This is a genomic window from Lysinibacillus sp. NPDC059133 (assembly GCF_042755925.1).
In the GTDB taxonomy this organism is placed as follows: domain Bacteria; phylum Bacillota; class Bacilli; order Bacillales_A; family Planococcaceae; genus Lysinibacillus.
The window spans coordinates 67869-84240 of record NZ_JBHZDH010000016.1; the positions used below are offsets into that span (position 1 = coordinate 67869).

Annotated in this window: 20 protein-coding genes; 4 read left to right on the plus strand and 16 right to left on the minus strand. The window is 33.6% G+C overall.

From position 1 onward, the window contains the following. Positions 1 to 64: 64 nt before the first annotated feature. Both ACFXN8_RS11085 and ACFXN8_RS11090 read right to left on the minus strand, forming a co-directional pair. Positions 65 to 634 (minus strand): histidine phosphatase family protein, encoded by a 570-nt coding sequence (locus ACFXN8_RS11085; protein ID WP_386845045.1) that lies wholly within the window; start codon positions 632 to 634, stop codon positions 65 to 67. 78 nt (positions 635 to 712) lie between these two features. Beyond that, on the minus strand, positions 713 to 1198 hold the full coding sequence (locus ACFXN8_RS11090; protein ID WP_376074774.1) for an Lrp/AsnC family transcriptional regulator: 486 nt from the start codon (positions 1196 to 1198) through the stop codon (positions 713 to 715). Positions 1199 to 1431: 233 nt separating this feature from the next. Here ACFXN8_RS11090 and ACFXN8_RS11095 point away from each other — a divergent pair, with 233 nt between their 5' ends. After that, complete coding sequence (locus tag ACFXN8_RS11095; protein WP_376074852.1) at positions 1432 to 2352, plus strand: DMT family transporter; 921 nt, start codon at positions 1432 to 1434, stop codon at positions 2350 to 2352. On the opposite strand, the gene ACFXN8_RS11100 is transcribed toward ACFXN8_RS11095, so the two are convergent. Continuing rightward, entirely contained in the window at positions 2344 to 2517 is a 174-nt protein-coding gene (locus ACFXN8_RS11100; protein WP_376074775.1) for a hypothetical protein, read from the minus strand. The genes ACFXN8_RS11095 and ACFXN8_RS11100 overlap by 9 nt on opposite strands. 358 nt (positions 2518 to 2875) lie before the next feature. On the opposite strand from ACFXN8_RS11100, the gene ACFXN8_RS11105 reads away from it, so the two are divergent. Next, positions 2876 to 3334 carry a putative iron-sulfur cluster-binding metallochaperone gene (locus ACFXN8_RS11105; RefSeq protein WP_376074776.1) on the plus strand — a complete coding sequence of 153 codons (459 nt, stop codon included), beginning with the start codon at positions 2876 to 2878 and terminating at the stop codon, positions 3332 to 3334. A gap of 99 nt (positions 3335 to 3433) precedes the next feature. Here the strand turns inward: ACFXN8_RS11105 and ACFXN8_RS11110 are convergent, their stop codons facing one another. The 3 genes from ACFXN8_RS11110 to ACFXN8_RS11120 form a co-directional block, all read right to left on the minus strand. Next, positions 3434 to 4390: a hypothetical protein gene (locus ACFXN8_RS11110; protein WP_386845048.1), complete on the minus strand. Its 957-nt coding sequence runs from the start codon at positions 4388 to 4390 to the stop codon at positions 3434 to 3436. Positions 4391 to 4760: 370 nt separating this feature from the next. After that, positions 4761 to 5387, minus strand: a complete 627-nt coding sequence (locus tag ACFXN8_RS11115) for a DUF3267 domain-containing protein (protein ID WP_386845050.1) — start codon at positions 5385 to 5387, stop codon at positions 4761 to 4763. 19 nt (positions 5388 to 5406) lie between these two features. Then, positions 5407 to 6816 carry an aminotransferase-like domain-containing protein gene (locus ACFXN8_RS11120; RefSeq protein WP_386845052.1) on the minus strand — a complete coding sequence of 470 codons (1410 nt, stop codon included), beginning with the start codon at positions 6814 to 6816 and terminating at the stop codon, positions 5407 to 5409. Between the two features lie 252 nt (positions 6817 to 7068). On the opposite strand from ACFXN8_RS11120, the gene ACFXN8_RS11125 reads away from it, so the two are divergent. After that, positions 7069 to 7980 (plus strand): DMT family transporter, encoded by a 912-nt coding sequence (locus ACFXN8_RS11125; protein WP_386845054.1) that lies wholly within the window; start codon positions 7069 to 7071, stop codon positions 7978 to 7980. A 317-nt stretch (positions 7981 to 8297) separates the two neighbouring features. On the opposite strand, the gene ACFXN8_RS11130 is transcribed toward ACFXN8_RS11125, so the two are convergent. The 10 genes from ACFXN8_RS11130 to ACFXN8_RS11175 form a co-directional block, all read right to left on the minus strand. Further along, positions 8298 to 9041 carry an amidohydrolase family protein gene (locus ACFXN8_RS11130; protein ID WP_386845056.1) on the minus strand — a complete coding sequence of 248 codons (744 nt, stop codon included), beginning with the start codon at positions 9039 to 9041 and terminating at the stop codon, positions 8298 to 8300. A gap of 157 nt (positions 9042 to 9198) precedes the next feature. Continuing rightward, on the minus strand, positions 9199 to 9384 hold the full coding sequence (locus ACFXN8_RS11135) for a hypothetical protein (RefSeq protein WP_376074782.1): 186 nt from the start codon (positions 9382 to 9384) through the stop codon (positions 9199 to 9201). A gap of 79 nt (positions 9385 to 9463) precedes the next feature. Beyond that, on the minus strand, positions 9464 to 10156 hold the full coding sequence (locus ACFXN8_RS11140; RefSeq protein WP_376074783.1) for an ABC transporter permease: 693 nt from the start codon (positions 10154 to 10156) through the stop codon (positions 9464 to 9466). A gap of 25 nt (positions 10157 to 10181) precedes the next feature. Further along, positions 10182 to 10328: a hypothetical protein gene (locus ACFXN8_RS11145; protein WP_386845059.1), complete on the minus strand. Its 147-nt coding sequence runs from the start codon at positions 10326 to 10328 to the stop codon at positions 10182 to 10184. A gap of 642 nt (positions 10329 to 10970) precedes the next feature. Further along, the gene (locus tag ACFXN8_RS11150) at positions 10971 to 11531 is read right to left on the minus strand and encodes a DUF1697 domain-containing protein (RefSeq protein WP_376074785.1); all 561 of its coding nucleotides are present in this window, start codon (positions 11529 to 11531) and stop codon (positions 10971 to 10973) included. A 25-nt stretch (positions 11532 to 11556) separates the two neighbouring features. Continuing rightward, complete coding sequence (locus tag ACFXN8_RS11155) at positions 11557 to 11973, minus strand: hypothetical protein (protein ID WP_386845062.1); 417 nt, start codon at positions 11971 to 11973, stop codon at positions 11557 to 11559. 2 nt (positions 11974 to 11975) lie between these two features. After that, complete coding sequence (locus ACFXN8_RS11160) at positions 11976 to 12263, minus strand: alpha/beta fold hydrolase (RefSeq protein WP_386845064.1); 288 nt, start codon at positions 12261 to 12263, stop codon at positions 11976 to 11978. A gap of 320 nt (positions 12264 to 12583) precedes the next feature. Then, positions 12584 to 13123, minus strand: a complete 540-nt coding sequence (locus tag ACFXN8_RS11165) for a DUF7010 family protein (protein ID WP_376074787.1) — start codon at positions 13121 to 13123, stop codon at positions 12584 to 12586. A gap of 633 nt (positions 13124 to 13756) precedes the next feature. Next, complete coding sequence (locus tag ACFXN8_RS11170) at positions 13757 to 14314, minus strand: cysteine hydrolase family protein (RefSeq protein WP_386845066.1); 558 nt, start codon at positions 14312 to 14314, stop codon at positions 13757 to 13759. A 182-nt stretch (positions 14315 to 14496) separates the two neighbouring features. Then, the gene (locus tag ACFXN8_RS11175) at positions 14497 to 15309 is read right to left on the minus strand and encodes an aminoglycoside adenylyltransferase domain-containing protein (protein ID WP_386845068.1); all 813 of its coding nucleotides are present in this window, start codon (positions 15307 to 15309) and stop codon (positions 14497 to 14499) included. A 305-nt stretch (positions 15310 to 15614) separates the two neighbouring features. On the opposite strand from ACFXN8_RS11175, the gene ACFXN8_RS11180 reads away from it, so the two are divergent. Further along, the gene (locus ACFXN8_RS11180; protein ID WP_386845070.1) at positions 15615 to 16301 is read left to right on the plus strand and encodes a DUF421 domain-containing protein; all 687 of its coding nucleotides are present in this window, start codon (positions 15615 to 15617) and stop codon (positions 16299 to 16301) included. Positions 16302 to 16372: the final 71 nt, after the last annotated feature.

Sequence of the window (16372 nt, forward strand, 5' to 3'; positions counted from 1 at the left end):
GTAATGTATATTATCTCTTATACCAAAGCTATATCTACAGATTTCCTAACTTCAAAAAACTCGCCTAAATCTCCCATAACCTTTTTACATCGACCAATTCTTGCCCATTGAATTCCATTCTGTATATGTCTGGCTTTGTTGTATGTAATAAAAAATTCAAATCATATCTACTATCATAAAACCCCATCATTAAAGTCATTACAGCCCCATGTGTGCCAATTACTACTTTTTGACCTTCATATGTGTATACTATTTTTTTCAAAACTTTTATAGCGCGTTTCTGGCAGTCAGCATTTGACTCGCCTCCCTCTAAAGCATAGGTTGGTTCAGAAAATGACTTTTGTAATAAAGGGAATAATTCCTTGTCAGAGATTCGCTTATCTCCCGCAATAAATATTTGCTCTTTTAGATCTTCAAATACAATGACCTCTTTTTCTATTTGTTCAGCTACTTTCTGAACAGTTAAGATCGAACGACTATACGGGCTTGAGATAACCGTATCAATGCCCTCTTTTTGTAGAATATCAGTTATTCGTTGAGCGTCTAATCTACCTTTTCCAGTTAATTCTCTCGTTCTCTCATTTCCGTCTTTCGGTGAATCCCCATGACGCACCATATATATGAATGTTTTCATAATACCTCCTAAAATCGAATTTTTGACCTAAACCATTTTTGTGACGAAGTTAAAAATCCATATTGCTCTGAAGAACTTCTACTGTTCATCTTCTGAAATCGGTAAGACTGTAGAATATTTAACTTCTCGTAAAGATAAATTCGTTTGAATACGGGATATGCCCATTCTATTTAATTTTCTAATAAAGCTATCTAATTCTTTTCGATCTCTAATAATGACCTTTAAAAGATAATCATACTCTCCTGTTAAACAATGACATTCTAATATTTCGGTCATTGTTTTCAAAGTATTTTCCAACGCTTCTAATTCCTTAGCTTGATGAATATTGGTACTCATGAAAACATAGCACAGTAAATCGAATCCCAGTTTCTCAGGATTTAAAATCGCTACTTGTTTGTCAATAAATCCTTCACTTTCTAAACGTTTTATCCTTGTATGGGTTGCCGGCGGAGACAAATTTACACGTCTCGCTATTTCTGCATTACTTATCTGAACCTCTCTCTGCAAAATATCTAGTATTTGAGTATCAACACTATCTAATAATTTTCTTTCAACATCTCTCATGCAATTTTCTCTCCTTTTTTTATTCGAAATAATAGCCACATTCGACAGCTATTATTAATTTTATTCTGCAAAATTTCATTTTTCTTTCTATTGTTTTGATTTTCATTAACCTTACAAAATATTATACTGTCAAAAAAGCAAAAGTGTTATGATTCTTTTATTAAATGTAACTTGATTGTACGTAAGACAATCAAAGGAGAGATAGTGATTTGACGAATGTCTATGTTTTATTAATGCTTGTAACTAGTATACTTTGGGGTGGCAATTTTGTAGTGGCCAAATCTCTTGTGGATCATGCCTCTCCCTTAACATTGACGAGCTTAAGGTGGCTCATTGCCATTGCGGCCCTTCTTCCAATGGTATGGTGGAAAGAGAAAAAACTGCTTCCCTCTCGAGCTGCCCTTCTCCCTTTATTTTTAATGGGCATAACAGGTGTGGTATTGTTCAATATCTTTCAATTTTTAGCATTAGAAAGAACTACGTCGACGAATGTTGGTCTCATTTCAACATTAAATACCATTTCTATTGCGTTTTTTTCATTTGTTTTTCTAAAAGAAAAGATAAATAGATTTCAGGTACTTTCATTGTTATTTTCGTTATTTGGTGTTCTTCTCGTACTGTCAAAGGGGAATATCAAGTTATTATTGTCTTTTCATTTTAATTTAGGTGATTTATGGATGATTGCAGCTGTATGTGTATGGGGAATTTATTCCGTTTGTAGTAAATGGGCATTAAAAACTACCTCGCCACTAATGTCTACTTTGTATTCAGGAATATTTGGACTTCTTATCCTATTGCCGTTTAATCTTAAGGATTTTACCATTTCCAATGTGAATCATTCTTTTATACTATCGCTTTTATATACAGGGCTTATTTCCACTGTTGTTTGTATGGTACTGTGGAGCATTGGTATTCAAAAATTAGGGGCAACAACATCCGGTGTTTTCCTTAATTTTAATCCGATTTTCACGGCACTTTTAGCGTTTTTATTTTTAGGAGAAAGCATCTCTTGGACTCAAGGGATTGGGGGATTAATTGTTATTATAGGCTGTTATTTATTTTCACATTTTAAGTCAAATACAAACTATTTGAATACGTCCCTTTCAAGTGAAAAAATGTCAACAAAATTTGTTGACACACGTAAATTACAGTGAATTATATTTTTTCACTTGTAAAGGAATAGATAATACATATAAATCTACAGCATATGTAGTAATCGTAATCCCTTTACCTTCTTCAGTAAATTTTGCTTGAAGAAAACGTTCCGAAACTTTTCTTTTCCCCCATCTTTTAGGGAACCATTCAAATCCTAATAACATAAAATTTATCACCCTTTATTATTTTATTTTATAAGACCAAGACGCATTTTGAACTGCATCCCAGTAAGTACGAACTAACAATTGGGAGGCAGTTTATTTTATGAGCGCCTTTTAAAAAGATCTTGTATTTTTTGGGAATTATTTTCATTTTAAAATAAAGTTTAATAAATTTCAAAAAGGATTTGGCGCTTAATCATTTTATGAATGTTCACCTTCTTGTTGATAATGAAGCTATTCCTTTCTCCTTTTGTCTTAGTGCATGGTTTATACTTTATAGAAGATGTATAATGAGTCCTAACCAATGTTCTGCTATTGAAACTTTAGTGGCAGAAAATAAATTGTACGAGGTGAATCAAAGATGGGAAATTGTTGTAGTAGCCCTAAAAAAAATAGTAATGAAAACACGATTATTTGTCCTTCTTGCAAAAATAAAGCTAAAAACATACAACTAATAACAATAAAATCAATGATTAAACCATCTGTATTAGGATCAATAAATGCTATGGAAAATCACTATTTTTGTTCTACCAAAGATTGTCATGTCGTTTATTTTGATACGAGTAATAAGGAGTACACTCTTCCTGATATAAAGGTAACTGTGCATCAAAAGGATGACACATTCAGTACACCGGTTTGTTATTGTTTTGATTGGACGAAAGACAAAATTAAACACTATGTTGAAAATGAACTGACGCCTAATCCGTTAGACCATATTCGTGCAAATATAAAAGAAAACCGTTGTGGCTGCGAGGTAAACAATCCTCAAGGTAGTTGTTGTTTAGGGAATGTTACGAAATACATTAAAGGTCTAGCCTAAATAGGAATAAAAAGAGGTCCTAAAATCCTGGTAAAACAGGTGTTTTAGGACCATTTTATTGATCGTAAAATTGCTAATTTATCCTCCCTTCACAACAGTTTAATCTACCAATTGATTAAACTTTTCTGTAGGGAAATCTACTCCTAATTCCTCCATTTGTTTTTTGGCTTTCTCAATTAATTTTGTTGCCTCTTTTTTAGTTTCATCATCCAAATTCGCGAATCTTCCGCCTTTTTCATTATGGGTTGGAAGGGTTACTCCAAGGTCTTTTAGTTGTTTATTCGCTTCTTCCTGAGTTAAAGAACCCTCTTTAACTTGTTTCATAATTTCCTGTACTTGTGTTTTTGTTTTATCATCTAAATTGGCGAATTTATCGTCTTTTTGATTATAGGTTGGAAGGGTTACTCCAAGGTCTTTCAATTGTTTATTCGCTTCCTTCTGAGTTAAGGAACCGTCTCTACGTTGTTTCATAATTTCTTGTACCTTTGTTTTTGTTTCATCATCTAAATTCGCAAATTTATCGTCTTTTTCATTATGGGTTGGAAGGGTTACTCCAAGATCTTTCAGTTTTGTATTTGCTTCTTCCTGAGTTAAGGCACCCTCTTTAACTTGTTTCATAATTTCTTGTACTTGTGTTTTTGTTTTATCATCTAAATTCGCGAATTTATCGCCTTTTTCATTATGGGTTGGAAGGGTTACTCCAAGATCTTTCAGTTTTGTATTCGCTTCCTCCTGAGTTAAGGCACCCTCTTTAACTTGTTTCATAATTTCTTGTACTTGTGTTTTTGTTGCGTCATCTAAATTCGCGAATTTATCGCCTTTTTCATTATGCTTTGAAGATAATGACACCCCTAAGTTAGCTAATTCATTCCTTAGATTATTTAAAATTTCATCAACTTTTTGTTGTGTTTCAGCATCCAAATTTTTGTATTTATCTACATTTACTGTTTCCTTTTGATTTGTAGCTGCGAGAGTTGGGATTGTTGTACCGCCAAATATCCCTAGTGATAAGGCTCCTGTCATAGCATAAATCGAAATTTTACTTCTTATTTTCATTCTTATTCACTCCTTGAATTAGTGTAACGAGGTATTTACCCCTAAACTTAGATTTAACTAAGCTGTATCTACACTATATCGACGAAATATGTCAGCAGGATGTCAAAGGACAGAAACTTTATAAAACGTATTATAAGTCAATTCCACAAAAGCCCTTCTACGCAAAAATACTAAAAATTATGTTTCGTAAAAGCCATTTTTATTGAAATCGCACCATTTTTGTATCTTCTCTACTGAATGTACTTGCAGATGATTCATAATTTCTTTTGCAAATTCCAATGTAGCAGTCCCGTTTGCTGTTATGTAATCATCAGCGTTGACACATTGTTTCTATAACGGAATATTCCTATTAAGATGACTTTCGATATCTTTACCCTATTTGTTCAGTCTGCGTTTTTTTCCAATAAGTGTTTGGTCCATTACATGTTAAAGTTGCATGTTTCGGTACCTGTTTCATAATTAGAAGAAGATTTAGTAAATCAACTGACGATCCCATTGCGTTTAATATGACCAAGAACTTTAATGTCGTTGTTAATTGTCCAAATACACTTAAAATTAGTGGCAAAATTATTGAAAGTATTATAAAAGGAGCAACCGTAATGAAGATATATCTTGATTTTGAAATCTCTTCTTCCGTAATGACAAAAGCCCCGAACAGAGTAAGCCCTACACAAGTTTTTTCTGATTTCATAAAATTAGGAATGAACATCACATGAAGTAATTCGTGAATGATTAATAGTAAGACAATCCCCAAAATAACGCTTAAGTTAATGGTTATTGATATTCCACCAAATGTAAATCCAAAATCTCTCAAAGAAATACTAGAAAAAATATTTATTACCCCAATAGAAATCATTGAAGCAATAATCATCAAAGGGATCGATAACAATATAGCACTTATTAAATTCTTAGGTTCTTTCATTGGAATCCAGCCATTTTTAATTAATTCTACATGTAAGTTTGGGTCACTTTTGGGTAATTTGTTTAGTAATTTCATTAAACCCCTCCATTACGATCTATTGATTTTTAACAATTTCACTTAATTGAAATATGCCTTCTTTAATTTTATCGAGCGAAGCATACCCGTAGGAGATTCGTATAAATAATCCTGATTTTTCGGCATAAATACTACCAGGATTTAGAAGAATATTATTGGATAATGCTTTCTCAAATAGCCTTTTCACTTTAAATTCAGGCTTTATTTTAACCCATATGAACAATCCACCTTTTGGGATGTCCCACGTAGCGTATGGACTCAAGTATTTTTCCAGTGCATCTAAAGCAACTTTTCTACGAATTTTAAGTTGTTCTCTTACTTTATCAAGGTGATCATCATAGAGATTACTAGATAACCACTCTGCTGCCACGAGCTGGGAAAGAGTACTTGATCCATAATCGGATTGCATTTTTAAATCTGCTAATCGATTAATGACTGACTCCGAACCAACTACCCACCCAATTCGTAATCCTGGACTAAGGGTTTTGGATAAACTTCCAACATACAATACATTTCCATAATGATCCATTGCTTTCAGTGACTTAGGTGGTGAATTATCAATCCATAAATCACGGTACACATCATCTTCTATTACTGGCAGTTGCTCTCTTTCACAGTATGCAATTAATTTCTCTCGTCTCTCTTCTTGCATTAAGGCCCCTGTTGGATTGTGGAAAGTTGGAATCGTATATAAAATATTCTTTCCTTTTTCATTTATCGGATAGATGGAATCTATGATGATCCCCTCATTGTCCATCGTTAACCCTTGCAACTCCATCCCCGCAGACTCAAATACTGTCAATGAGTAAAGGTAGGACGGCATTTCTAACAATACCGTTGAACCTCTTTTCAGGAGTCCAATTGAAATTAGATGTACAGCTTGGAGCGCACCAGAAACGACAAGGATGGACGACGGAGATGCTTCAATTCCTCTTACCTTCAAATAATCACTAATGGCTTGGCGTAATTTTATATTTCCTTTTGGCTCTTCATAGCCAAAAATGGTCAATTGATTCGAAACCTTTTGAACAACGGATTTCATCTCTTCTAAAGGGAACATCTCTGGTGATAACTCCCCTTTACTCAATTGAATAAGATTCGCATTCGATTCCGCTTCGTTAATCTCCTGCACCATAGAAACGCTAGGTTTATGAATGCCTAAAGTGACTTTTTCATTCCAGTTCGTCGAGGATTTTGCCCCCATCAAAGTCCACGTATTATTGGTGACAACAGTTTCCTTCCCTGCTTTGCCTTCAATGAGTCCTTCTGCCATTAGTTCCTCTAATGCTGTTATGACTGTACTCCGATTAACCTCAAACAGGTTTGCCAGATTACGTTGACTTGGTATAGGACTGCCGATCGCCCACTCTCCCTTAGCAATTTTCTCTTTTATAAAATCAATAATCAATTGGTATTTTGGCTTTTTCATATGTACTCCTTATTGTTCAATTATGCCTTGGCATAATTGTGTCCGGAATCGGCTTTGTGCTTGCACAAAGAACTCCTTTCCGATTCCGTGACATCCGCCGGAGGCTTTAACTTATTTTAGCGGTTGTTTGATACCCGCTGAAATAAGTTAAACTGGTTGGTTATTTTCATTTTAACCTGTTGGAGAAATTTTACCAAAATCCTATTAATATTGAAAACATAAATTTAATTGGTTGGATAAAGAGGTGTATTCATGTTAAAAACATTAGATCTTAAGATTATTTCTGCTCATTTCATTACAATCCTTTTATGGGCATCGGCTTTTCCAGGAATACGAGTGGCATTGACGGCATATTCGCCTGAGCATATTTCACTTTTTCGATTATTAGTCGGCTCATTTATATTAATAATCATAGCAGTTATCAAAAAAACTCCTTTACCTGCGTTAAAAGATATCCCCATTATTTTATTACTTGGCTTTTTAGGTTTCACCGTGTATCAAGTAGCACTAAATTATGGAGAGCAAACGATTAGTGCTGGCATTGCAAGTTTACTTGTTTCCACAACCCCTATATTCACCGCCTTGTTAGCTGTATTCTTTTATCGTGAGAAGCTTGGATTATGGGGATGGATTGGTTCACTTGTTGGTTTTTGTGGTGTAGCATTTATTTCTGTAGGAGGTTCAACTGAAGACTTTGCTTTTAATACTGGGATTATCCTAGTTTTAGTAGCATCTCTTTCCGAAAGTATATACTTTGTTTTTCAACGTCGTTATCTAGAAAAATACGGGGCTCTTCCCTTCACGATGTACGCAATTTGGTCAGGTACTATTTTTATGTTACTATTCTCGCCAGGCCTACGTGAAGCCATTATGGATGCGCCGTTAAATGCAACATTCGTCACTTTGTATCTTGGCATTTTCCCAACAATCATTCCCTATTTTATGCTAGCCTATGTTACATCACGAACAGGAGCAGCTGAAGCTACGAGTACACTTTATTTAACTTCTGTTTTTGCATTTCTTATAGCATGGATTTGGCTTGATGAGGTTCCGCATTTTTCTGCCATTACAGGTGGCTTGATTACTTTAATAGGTGTATTTATTGCAAACGTAAAGAAAGAAGATATTAGTAAAGAAAATAACAATGCTCAAAGTTTAAACTAACTGTCTCGATTGAATAATTACTGCATTGATTCTTTAAAGACTGTTGACAACAGGTATTAGTGTAGTTATCGTTCTATACCTGTTGTTCATTTTTCAATCTTTTTAAGAAGCAATTTCTAACATTGTAGATGATGCTTGATCGTTAGAACATATTGCATTAATAACACCTTTTTGCACTATTTAACTATCAGAAACTTCGAGAATCATTAGGCATTTAGTTGCCCATCTTGATTGCTCTCAAAGCGCATAATAAAAACCTTCCACAATAGTGAAGTGAAAGGCAATCAGCGATTTCTACAGCATTTCTACTCAAAAACTCACTTAAAATAAAAATTCATCGCGTTTTGATAAAGAATTTTCTCAGTTGACGTTGCATCAAATAATTCTTGAATCAGTTCAATATCTGCATAAGCAAATGGTCTTTTTGCTCGTGTGGACGGTAAGTCTGTACCGAACATTAGCGCTTCGGGATTAACTGTATAAAAAGACTTCAAAGCATGTTGTACATCGAGCTCCACACGACCAAATCCTGTCGCCTTTACTCGTACACCTTTTTCTACGAGGCGCAACAAATGAGGTAAACCTTCCTCGGATAATCCTAAATGATCAATTGAAATCGCCGGTAAGTTTTCAATCGATGGTGCAATTTCAGGCAAATTTTTTGCGTCTATATATAATTCACTATGCCAGCCAGTTAAATCATAAACACGTCTCGCTAAGTAATCGAGTTTCGATAAATCTTCGGAGCCGCCACGCTTCACATTGAATCGTAGTGCACGTACACCTCTGTTATGTAAATCCATAATCTCATCATCTGTCACCGAAAATGGTAGCTGCGTAACACCACAAAATGCAGACCCCATTTTCTCTAAAGCATTCACTAAGTAAGCTTGGTCAAAACCTTGAAAGGAACCTGATACAATTGCCCCACCTACAATAGGATAAGTCGCTGTTTCTTTTTGATAATCTTCTACAACAAAGCTTGGTGGTACATATCCTTGATTTTCAGTAATCGGAAAATCAAAATCAATAATGTGAAAATGTGCATCAAAAATTCTCATCTTTCCTGCCTCCTTTCTATTACATTATCAAACAAAGAACATAAAGAAAATTTATGATTTTTTATGTAAATTCATAATTTTTTCTTATCAAATAGAACGTCCAAATCGTTAAAGTCTTGCAAAAATCCTATCTTGAGTCAAAACAAAATATAATTCCTTATAAGAAATACCTTAAAGCATTGCTTCCTGATGTAATTAACGCTATAAAACCTGCCACCATGATCCATATTGCATAGCGATTCTCTTCTTGTTTTCTCTTACTTATCCAAAATAATATTATGCTAATTACTAATAAAACCACACCCAAAACTGCACCTATACTAATGCCTATAATCATTCCCATTTCTAGTTGCCTTCTCTCTTTTCATTTTTTATTGTAAGTACAAATATTCATTACTAATACCGTTTTACCATACTTCAAGCTACATCGCATCCTCGTTTTCAATATTACGAATACCTAGATACGCAATTATTACGCCCACAGCTGCAAGCCCTAATTGAAGTGGAATGAAGGTCACCAATGAGACTGCAGGATTATAAGAACAAGCAATCGCTACTACGAGTAGAGACGAACCAATAGTTGCCGGAACAGAATGATTACGCATCCCAAAATACAATGGAATTAAGCTTGTTCCTGTTGCGGCAATAGCAAAAGGTATTATGTTTATGACTTCTCCAATAAACTGGTTTGCAGTTATTGAAAATGGAACGATAGGAAAATAAAAATTAATGATCGAAAAAAGACCAGCTACAACGATATTTGACAACATCATAGTCATTAAGGTTAAAACAGCGATCAAGGCCAGTTTACTAGCAATCAATTTCTTACGACTAACCGGATAAGTGAACATAATCAAAATGGTTCTGTTTTTATATTCTTCAATAACTAGTTTCGCAATTAATACCGAGGCAAACACAATAAACGTTGCCCTCACACTAGCACCAATCATTACATAAACATCTTGATACGTTGAAATGGGTATATCCCCTTCTCTTTGTGCAATATAAATAACGAAACACACTATTGCTGTTATAACGATGTTTGCGATAATTGCACCTTTTACATACCAACCTAATTTAAATTTCTTCATTTCCAGCTTTAATAGATGTAGCATAGCACCATTTCTCCTCCTCGGTTTGTTATTGCATGATAATATAAACAACACTCACTATGTTAAATATTGGTACGTCATAACCATTCCAGTATTTATCAATTAATAAACGTAATAAAATAATAGCTAAAATAATAGTCAATGTTGTTTTAATAAGAATATCTAATACTGGCATTAGTCCACTTCCAACTTTAAATCCCCACGGCACAAGATCAACTGGAAAGGAGGTCGCCAGAATACAAATGATTATTCTTATAAAGTATTTAGATAATTGATATTTTTTCCACCCTAGTTCCATCAGTTTAAGCATGGATTCTCTCTCCGTTCGTTCATTTAAGAAATGCTCCTCTAAAGAGCTATGTATTTTTTATTACTTTCAATCTCAATATCATTCATAAGTGTTTTTTCAAAGTGCTGACATTAATCGATATCTTTTCAGTACTCTATCCAATAAAGTAATAGAATTTCACCCTTCTCCACATACATGTTTACACTTAAAACGACCCCTTTCATGTACTTTAATTGTACGAATCGATCATCTCTTTTTTCTTACTCATTCCTTACAAATTTATTAATTAAAAACTGCACCCCAATTATTAGAAATTAACTAATAATTGAGGTGCAGTTCAATTAGCTTTATTGATTTTTATTGTTACAAGTCATCAACAAAAAAAGCTAGGCTCACAAAAAAATTGTGAATACCTAGCTGTTTTTATGCGTGTTCATTTGTTAACCATGACACTACTAGTTTAGCATATTATTCTAACAAATTCCACAAAAACCACAAAATGTATTTTCTATATTGTGATTAATGGTATCAATGTTTGAATTCTTCAACCAAACTTGAAAGCTTCATGAGCGTTTTCCAATTGCGGACAGTCGCTGGAATCTCAAGTTTTTTTAGATTATTGCCTAGTTTGGAATTTCGAATGCTGTCATAAAATAAAAGATACACATCTCTTCCACTTATGACACTGCGTTCTCTTTCGTTTGTAAAGGTTAAAAATTGGTCACTATTGACCTTCGAAGGAGCTGTCGGCAACAAAGCAACATGCAAACATTCCCCTTTACATGATTGCTCCGCTTCCGAAATCTCCTGATCTGAAAAAGGGGATTGACTAACAATCCGCTGTATTTCCTCTGCTGTCCTAATGACAACAACGCTAGATACTCCAAAATCCGCTTTAATTTTATCGTGTATTTTCGTTTGCAAAAGCTCCTCAGTTTCGTCTGATTCAAAAAGGATGTTTCCACTTTGGATATATGTCTTCACATTATGTAATCCAAGCTGCCCAAGAGAACTTCTTAATTCTGCCATGATGATTTTATTATGCCCGCCTACATTAATTCCTCTAAGTAGCGCAATGTAAATGGTCATACTATCCCGCCTTTCTATATACATTTTATTTACTAAAAATAGCTACATCCTTATATTGCTGTAAAGGCTTATCCTCTAGAAAATCAATAATCATCTCATTAAAAATATCTCTGGACATCGTACTTAATGGATCGAATGCATTTTTGAATAATGCTAGTTTTGCATTTTGAATATGGTTAAAAATAATTCGGGATCCTTTCCCTTCATCAACACCTGTTATAACTTTTCCTTCGCCGCCCATTACAAGTGTAGGTGACTTTATTCGATACAATTGATCAGTATGAGTTGGAAATGGTGCCTTTTTCATCGCAAGTAACATCTTCTTATCAATCGAAAAAGACTCTCTTAAAATACGTTGAGTATAAGGATCCCCCTTATAAAATTTCATCATGAGATTTATTATTGTGTGGTATGGAAGCAAACTAAATATAAAATTTGACATCGTCAGTACCCTGTGGGCATCTCGCTATAACTATTAGAGACTACAAGCTTATCTACGTAAGTTGGGTATTTTATTGCAAGTAGAGTAGCCAATTGACCACCTTGCGATACACCGACGACATGAATTTTGCTAATTCCTAGTACATCCAAAAAATATTTGATATCCTCCACAATGATATGGTGATCATATTTATTATTCGGGAATTCCTTTGTTGTATCACCATGTCCTCTATAATCTGGCATAATCATTTGATAGTGTGTAGAAAATGCTTCAATTTGAGGCTCCCACATTTTCCATGATGCCCGCTCCCATGCAAAAACAATATAGGCGTCCCTTGACCTCTAATTTCGTAATGGATCGTGATATTGTTCGCATTAACGTTTGCCATCAAATATCCTCCTACTTTGTATAATTACCTTTTCACGCTTCCCACTGAACTAAAAAATACTCTGTCTGTTGGATAACAAAATTATAGAAGTCATGATACGACAAAAACGTCACCAAAACCTTTAGGCTGAAAGTTTTCTATACTCAACAGGAGATTTTCAGCCTAGTTTTTAATTACAATATTTAGAGTAGTGATACCCATTAGCGAAGAATGAACCATCCTTTATTCAATAGGGACCAAATTTTTATTTTCGATCCACAATGACATGCAAAATGCTATTTCTATAATAATCATTACCAATGCCAGAATTGCCGGTGAAAATGAAAGGCCAACTACTAAAGCTAAAAATGGAATAATTATCGAGAAAAACATATACACTTTCGAAAGATATAGCCAGCTAAACGGCAGTAAATGAGCACCGAAAATCATGGCAATTACCATAACAAGTTTTTCTGGGATAGTCGGATAAATCCACATAGCAATAAGTAAATAGATAATTTGATTAAAAGAGAATAACATGCCCAGATTTGTAAGCGGGTTTTTCACATTCTTAAAATCAATTTTCATTAATTTAGATAGTATAAAAGCTAAGGGTAAAAGTGGTGCAGTACAACAAAATGTCAAAAGATTTTTCGTTAAGATCGGCAGGTTGGTTATATGTATCACAAATACCAACCCCCAAATAACTATGGAAGCTACTATAAAATGTAATCCTCTTTTTTGTTTGATTGCACAATCCAAACGAATTTCACGCAGATTCATGAGTCTCACTCCTTTACTGCATTTTTTATCCTAGCGTTTAATTCTTTGCTTAATCGCTCGTTCTCATATTTAGCATAAAAGTAAAAAGTAATAATATGAATAGTTAGCGTTATAAGTACAACGATAAACCAGTATGGAACTATGAACAAGTACATTTCTTTAGAAAAGAGCCACACACATGCGAATCCAACGAAAACATTTGCAGCCGTTGATAAAGTACTATTCACAGGGCTACTAAATGTGCCATATTGCCATAAAAATGGATAAATAACTCCAAAAGTGATTGAGCTTAGAAATGAGATAATAGTTAGACTAATTAATTATTAGAATTAAGTATTACGTGTGCTTCATCTTTTGGAAGATTTTTATCATAGAAAAATAGTGTTTTCATTCTAACTCCTTTCTTAATTTAAAAATATCAAAGTAGTATGAAATAAGCAGCAAAAATTCACTTTGATGCACAGTATTTTATTTTGTTACATTACTTGACAGGGGTATCTTAACTACATAAAAATAGTAACTGAAATCAATCTTTTTTTGGTATAGCAAAAACCCTCTCACTTTTTTAAGTGATAGGGTTTTTATTTGTTTCTCACTTTATAGGGTAAATACCAAGGACCATTAGAATTTTACTTATCTATACGAATCATGTGTAGGTTGAAACAAGTCTTCTTCTGAATTTCTAACAACAGAAAAGTGTTCGACATTGTAATGACCATGAAGAGTATGATTATGATGCTTAATAATTTGTTCTGCACTTAAAACATCACTGTCCGCAGTTGAATGCCCATCACCAACTAACGTAACATCCAAACCACTAATAGTCGCAGTTCTTACTGCACTATCGATACAGTGCTGCGTCGAGCAGCCCATCACAACAACATGTTTAATATCTTGAGATTGTAAATGATTTAGCAGTTCAGTCCCATGGAAACAATTCGATGCTTTTTTATCGAAAATCTTAACTTCCGTAGGTACATTAATGCCATTATGAATATCGAATCCTTGCCCTTTACCTTCAGCTACATCGAGATCCCTTATAAAGACGACTGGAACATTGGATTTTCTTGCTTTTTCAATAACTAAATTGATATTTCTAATAAGCAGTTCTTTATTAAAAACAGCTCTTTCTTTCTCGTTGCCATCGATTAAATCTTGCTGAGCATCAATAATAAGTAATGCTTGATTCAAATAATTTTCCCCCTTCAATTTGAAGAAACGCTATATAATATTTTAGTTAGACGGTTTCCCCTTTTTGTTTATCACGCTAACATAATTTTTAATCATAATATCTACCCCAAAATTGTCATTTAAGACTAATTAATTTTATCATATTTTCCCATAAAAGGTAGCAGATGAAATGAAACAATTCACTAATTTTTGGTACTATTACAATCTTTAAGTATATAATCCATACATTGAATAGTGTCATCGATGCGTTGTTTTTTCGAATTACAATAGCGTATATTGGAGCCTTCTCGAATACTGATGGCTTCGTTAATAATTTTGTGAAATTCTTCTGGTAAATGATGTATTGCATATTTACATGCATCAACTTTTGAAACAATATCGTGTTCTTCTAATGTGTAAAATTGCCGTAACATCCCAGTAATAGACCATTCTACTTCGACATCAATTAATTTATTTGGTATCAAAAATGCTTTAGTTTTATATTTTTTCATCGTTTGCAATCTATTCGACCAATAACTGTTCATATTTTCTAAAACATAATCATTAAGCACTCTTTCATCTACATTGAAGTTATATGTAGCTACATCTGATCCTAGAATGGTGATTCCTTTATTGTTTAAAATCCACCATGTAATTGGGTTAATATCATCGTTACCCCAATTTATTTTGCCTTCATTTACCTTTAAACAGCCTTTTACCTCACTCTGTTTCTTTCCAACATCCTCAACAAGTATATAACTTCCATCCATCCCTACATTCTTATATTTTCGATTTAATTCTTTATGAAGGTCGGATATAACTTTCGCATCTTCTTCTGTTAAGGTTCTGTTTACAACTGTAATAAAATCGATATCACTAGAACCGTTTATGTATGCGTTTAGAGCAATGGAGCCATGTAAATAGAACCCTTCCAGTGTATTAGGCATTTTATTTTGAAATAGGGTTATATATTCATTTAAAACTTTTTTAACCGGAATAGGAACTCTAGAATCCATAAAAACACTCCTTTTAATCTGATCAATACAATATTAACAAAATGCTTTCTATATTTTCCATTATTTGTTGATATTAATGCGGTTATCATCTAAATGTAGGGTTCATTTCTGTTCCGACTAGGCACTTTCTTGGGGGCGTTCAGTCTTCATTCCAATCAACTTACATACATAACATACGTTTTAGACAAAGGTTATCTCTACTTTTGATTAGAACAAATCTATTCGAATCCAGCTCTGTTGTCATATCGGAGTATCTTTTAAAAATTCATTGGGTATTCTAGGGATTAGATAAGGAGTGGGAGAATTTGTACACAAGTTATTTACAAGTAGTTGTTCAAACGATTATTAGTTTTTTTGTTCTTCTGACACTTACGAGGTTTTTAGGTAAAAAACAATTAAGTCACTTAACCTTCTTTAACTACGTGACTGGTATTACAATTGGTTCAATGGCCGCCAATATGGTAGTTTTAAAAACAATTGTATACACAAAATTTTTAGTAAGCTTAATTGTTTGGTGTGCGCTTACTACTTTAATTAGTTACATCGCTATGAAATCTGGAAAAGCAAGAACATTACTTGATGGACAACCGACAATTGTTATTAAAAAAGGGAAAATAGATAGAAAAGCTTTAGCAAACACTAAAATTAATATTGATGACCTTACGATGATGATTAGACAATATCAAGTTTTTTCAATTACAGAAATTGACTATGCTATATTAGAACCCAATGGCATGCTTAGTATTCTTAAAAAACCTGAATTTCAAAGCCCACAAAAGATGGATTTAAAAATTGCTCCTTCATCCCCGGCTTTTATCCCTATTGAAATCATCACTGATGGGAAGCTATTGAAACGAAATTTATTGGAAGTTGGAAAAAGTAAAGAATGGCTGGATAACGAATTAAAAAAAGCAAATATACAATCAATCGAAGAAGTTTTTTATGCAGAAATTCAACCGAATGGTAAAATATTTATCCAAAAATTTGATTAAGGAAATTTCCATATCCAGTTGCTTCCTAGCACTAAAAAATTGACAAAAAAATCTATTTATGCAATAATTTA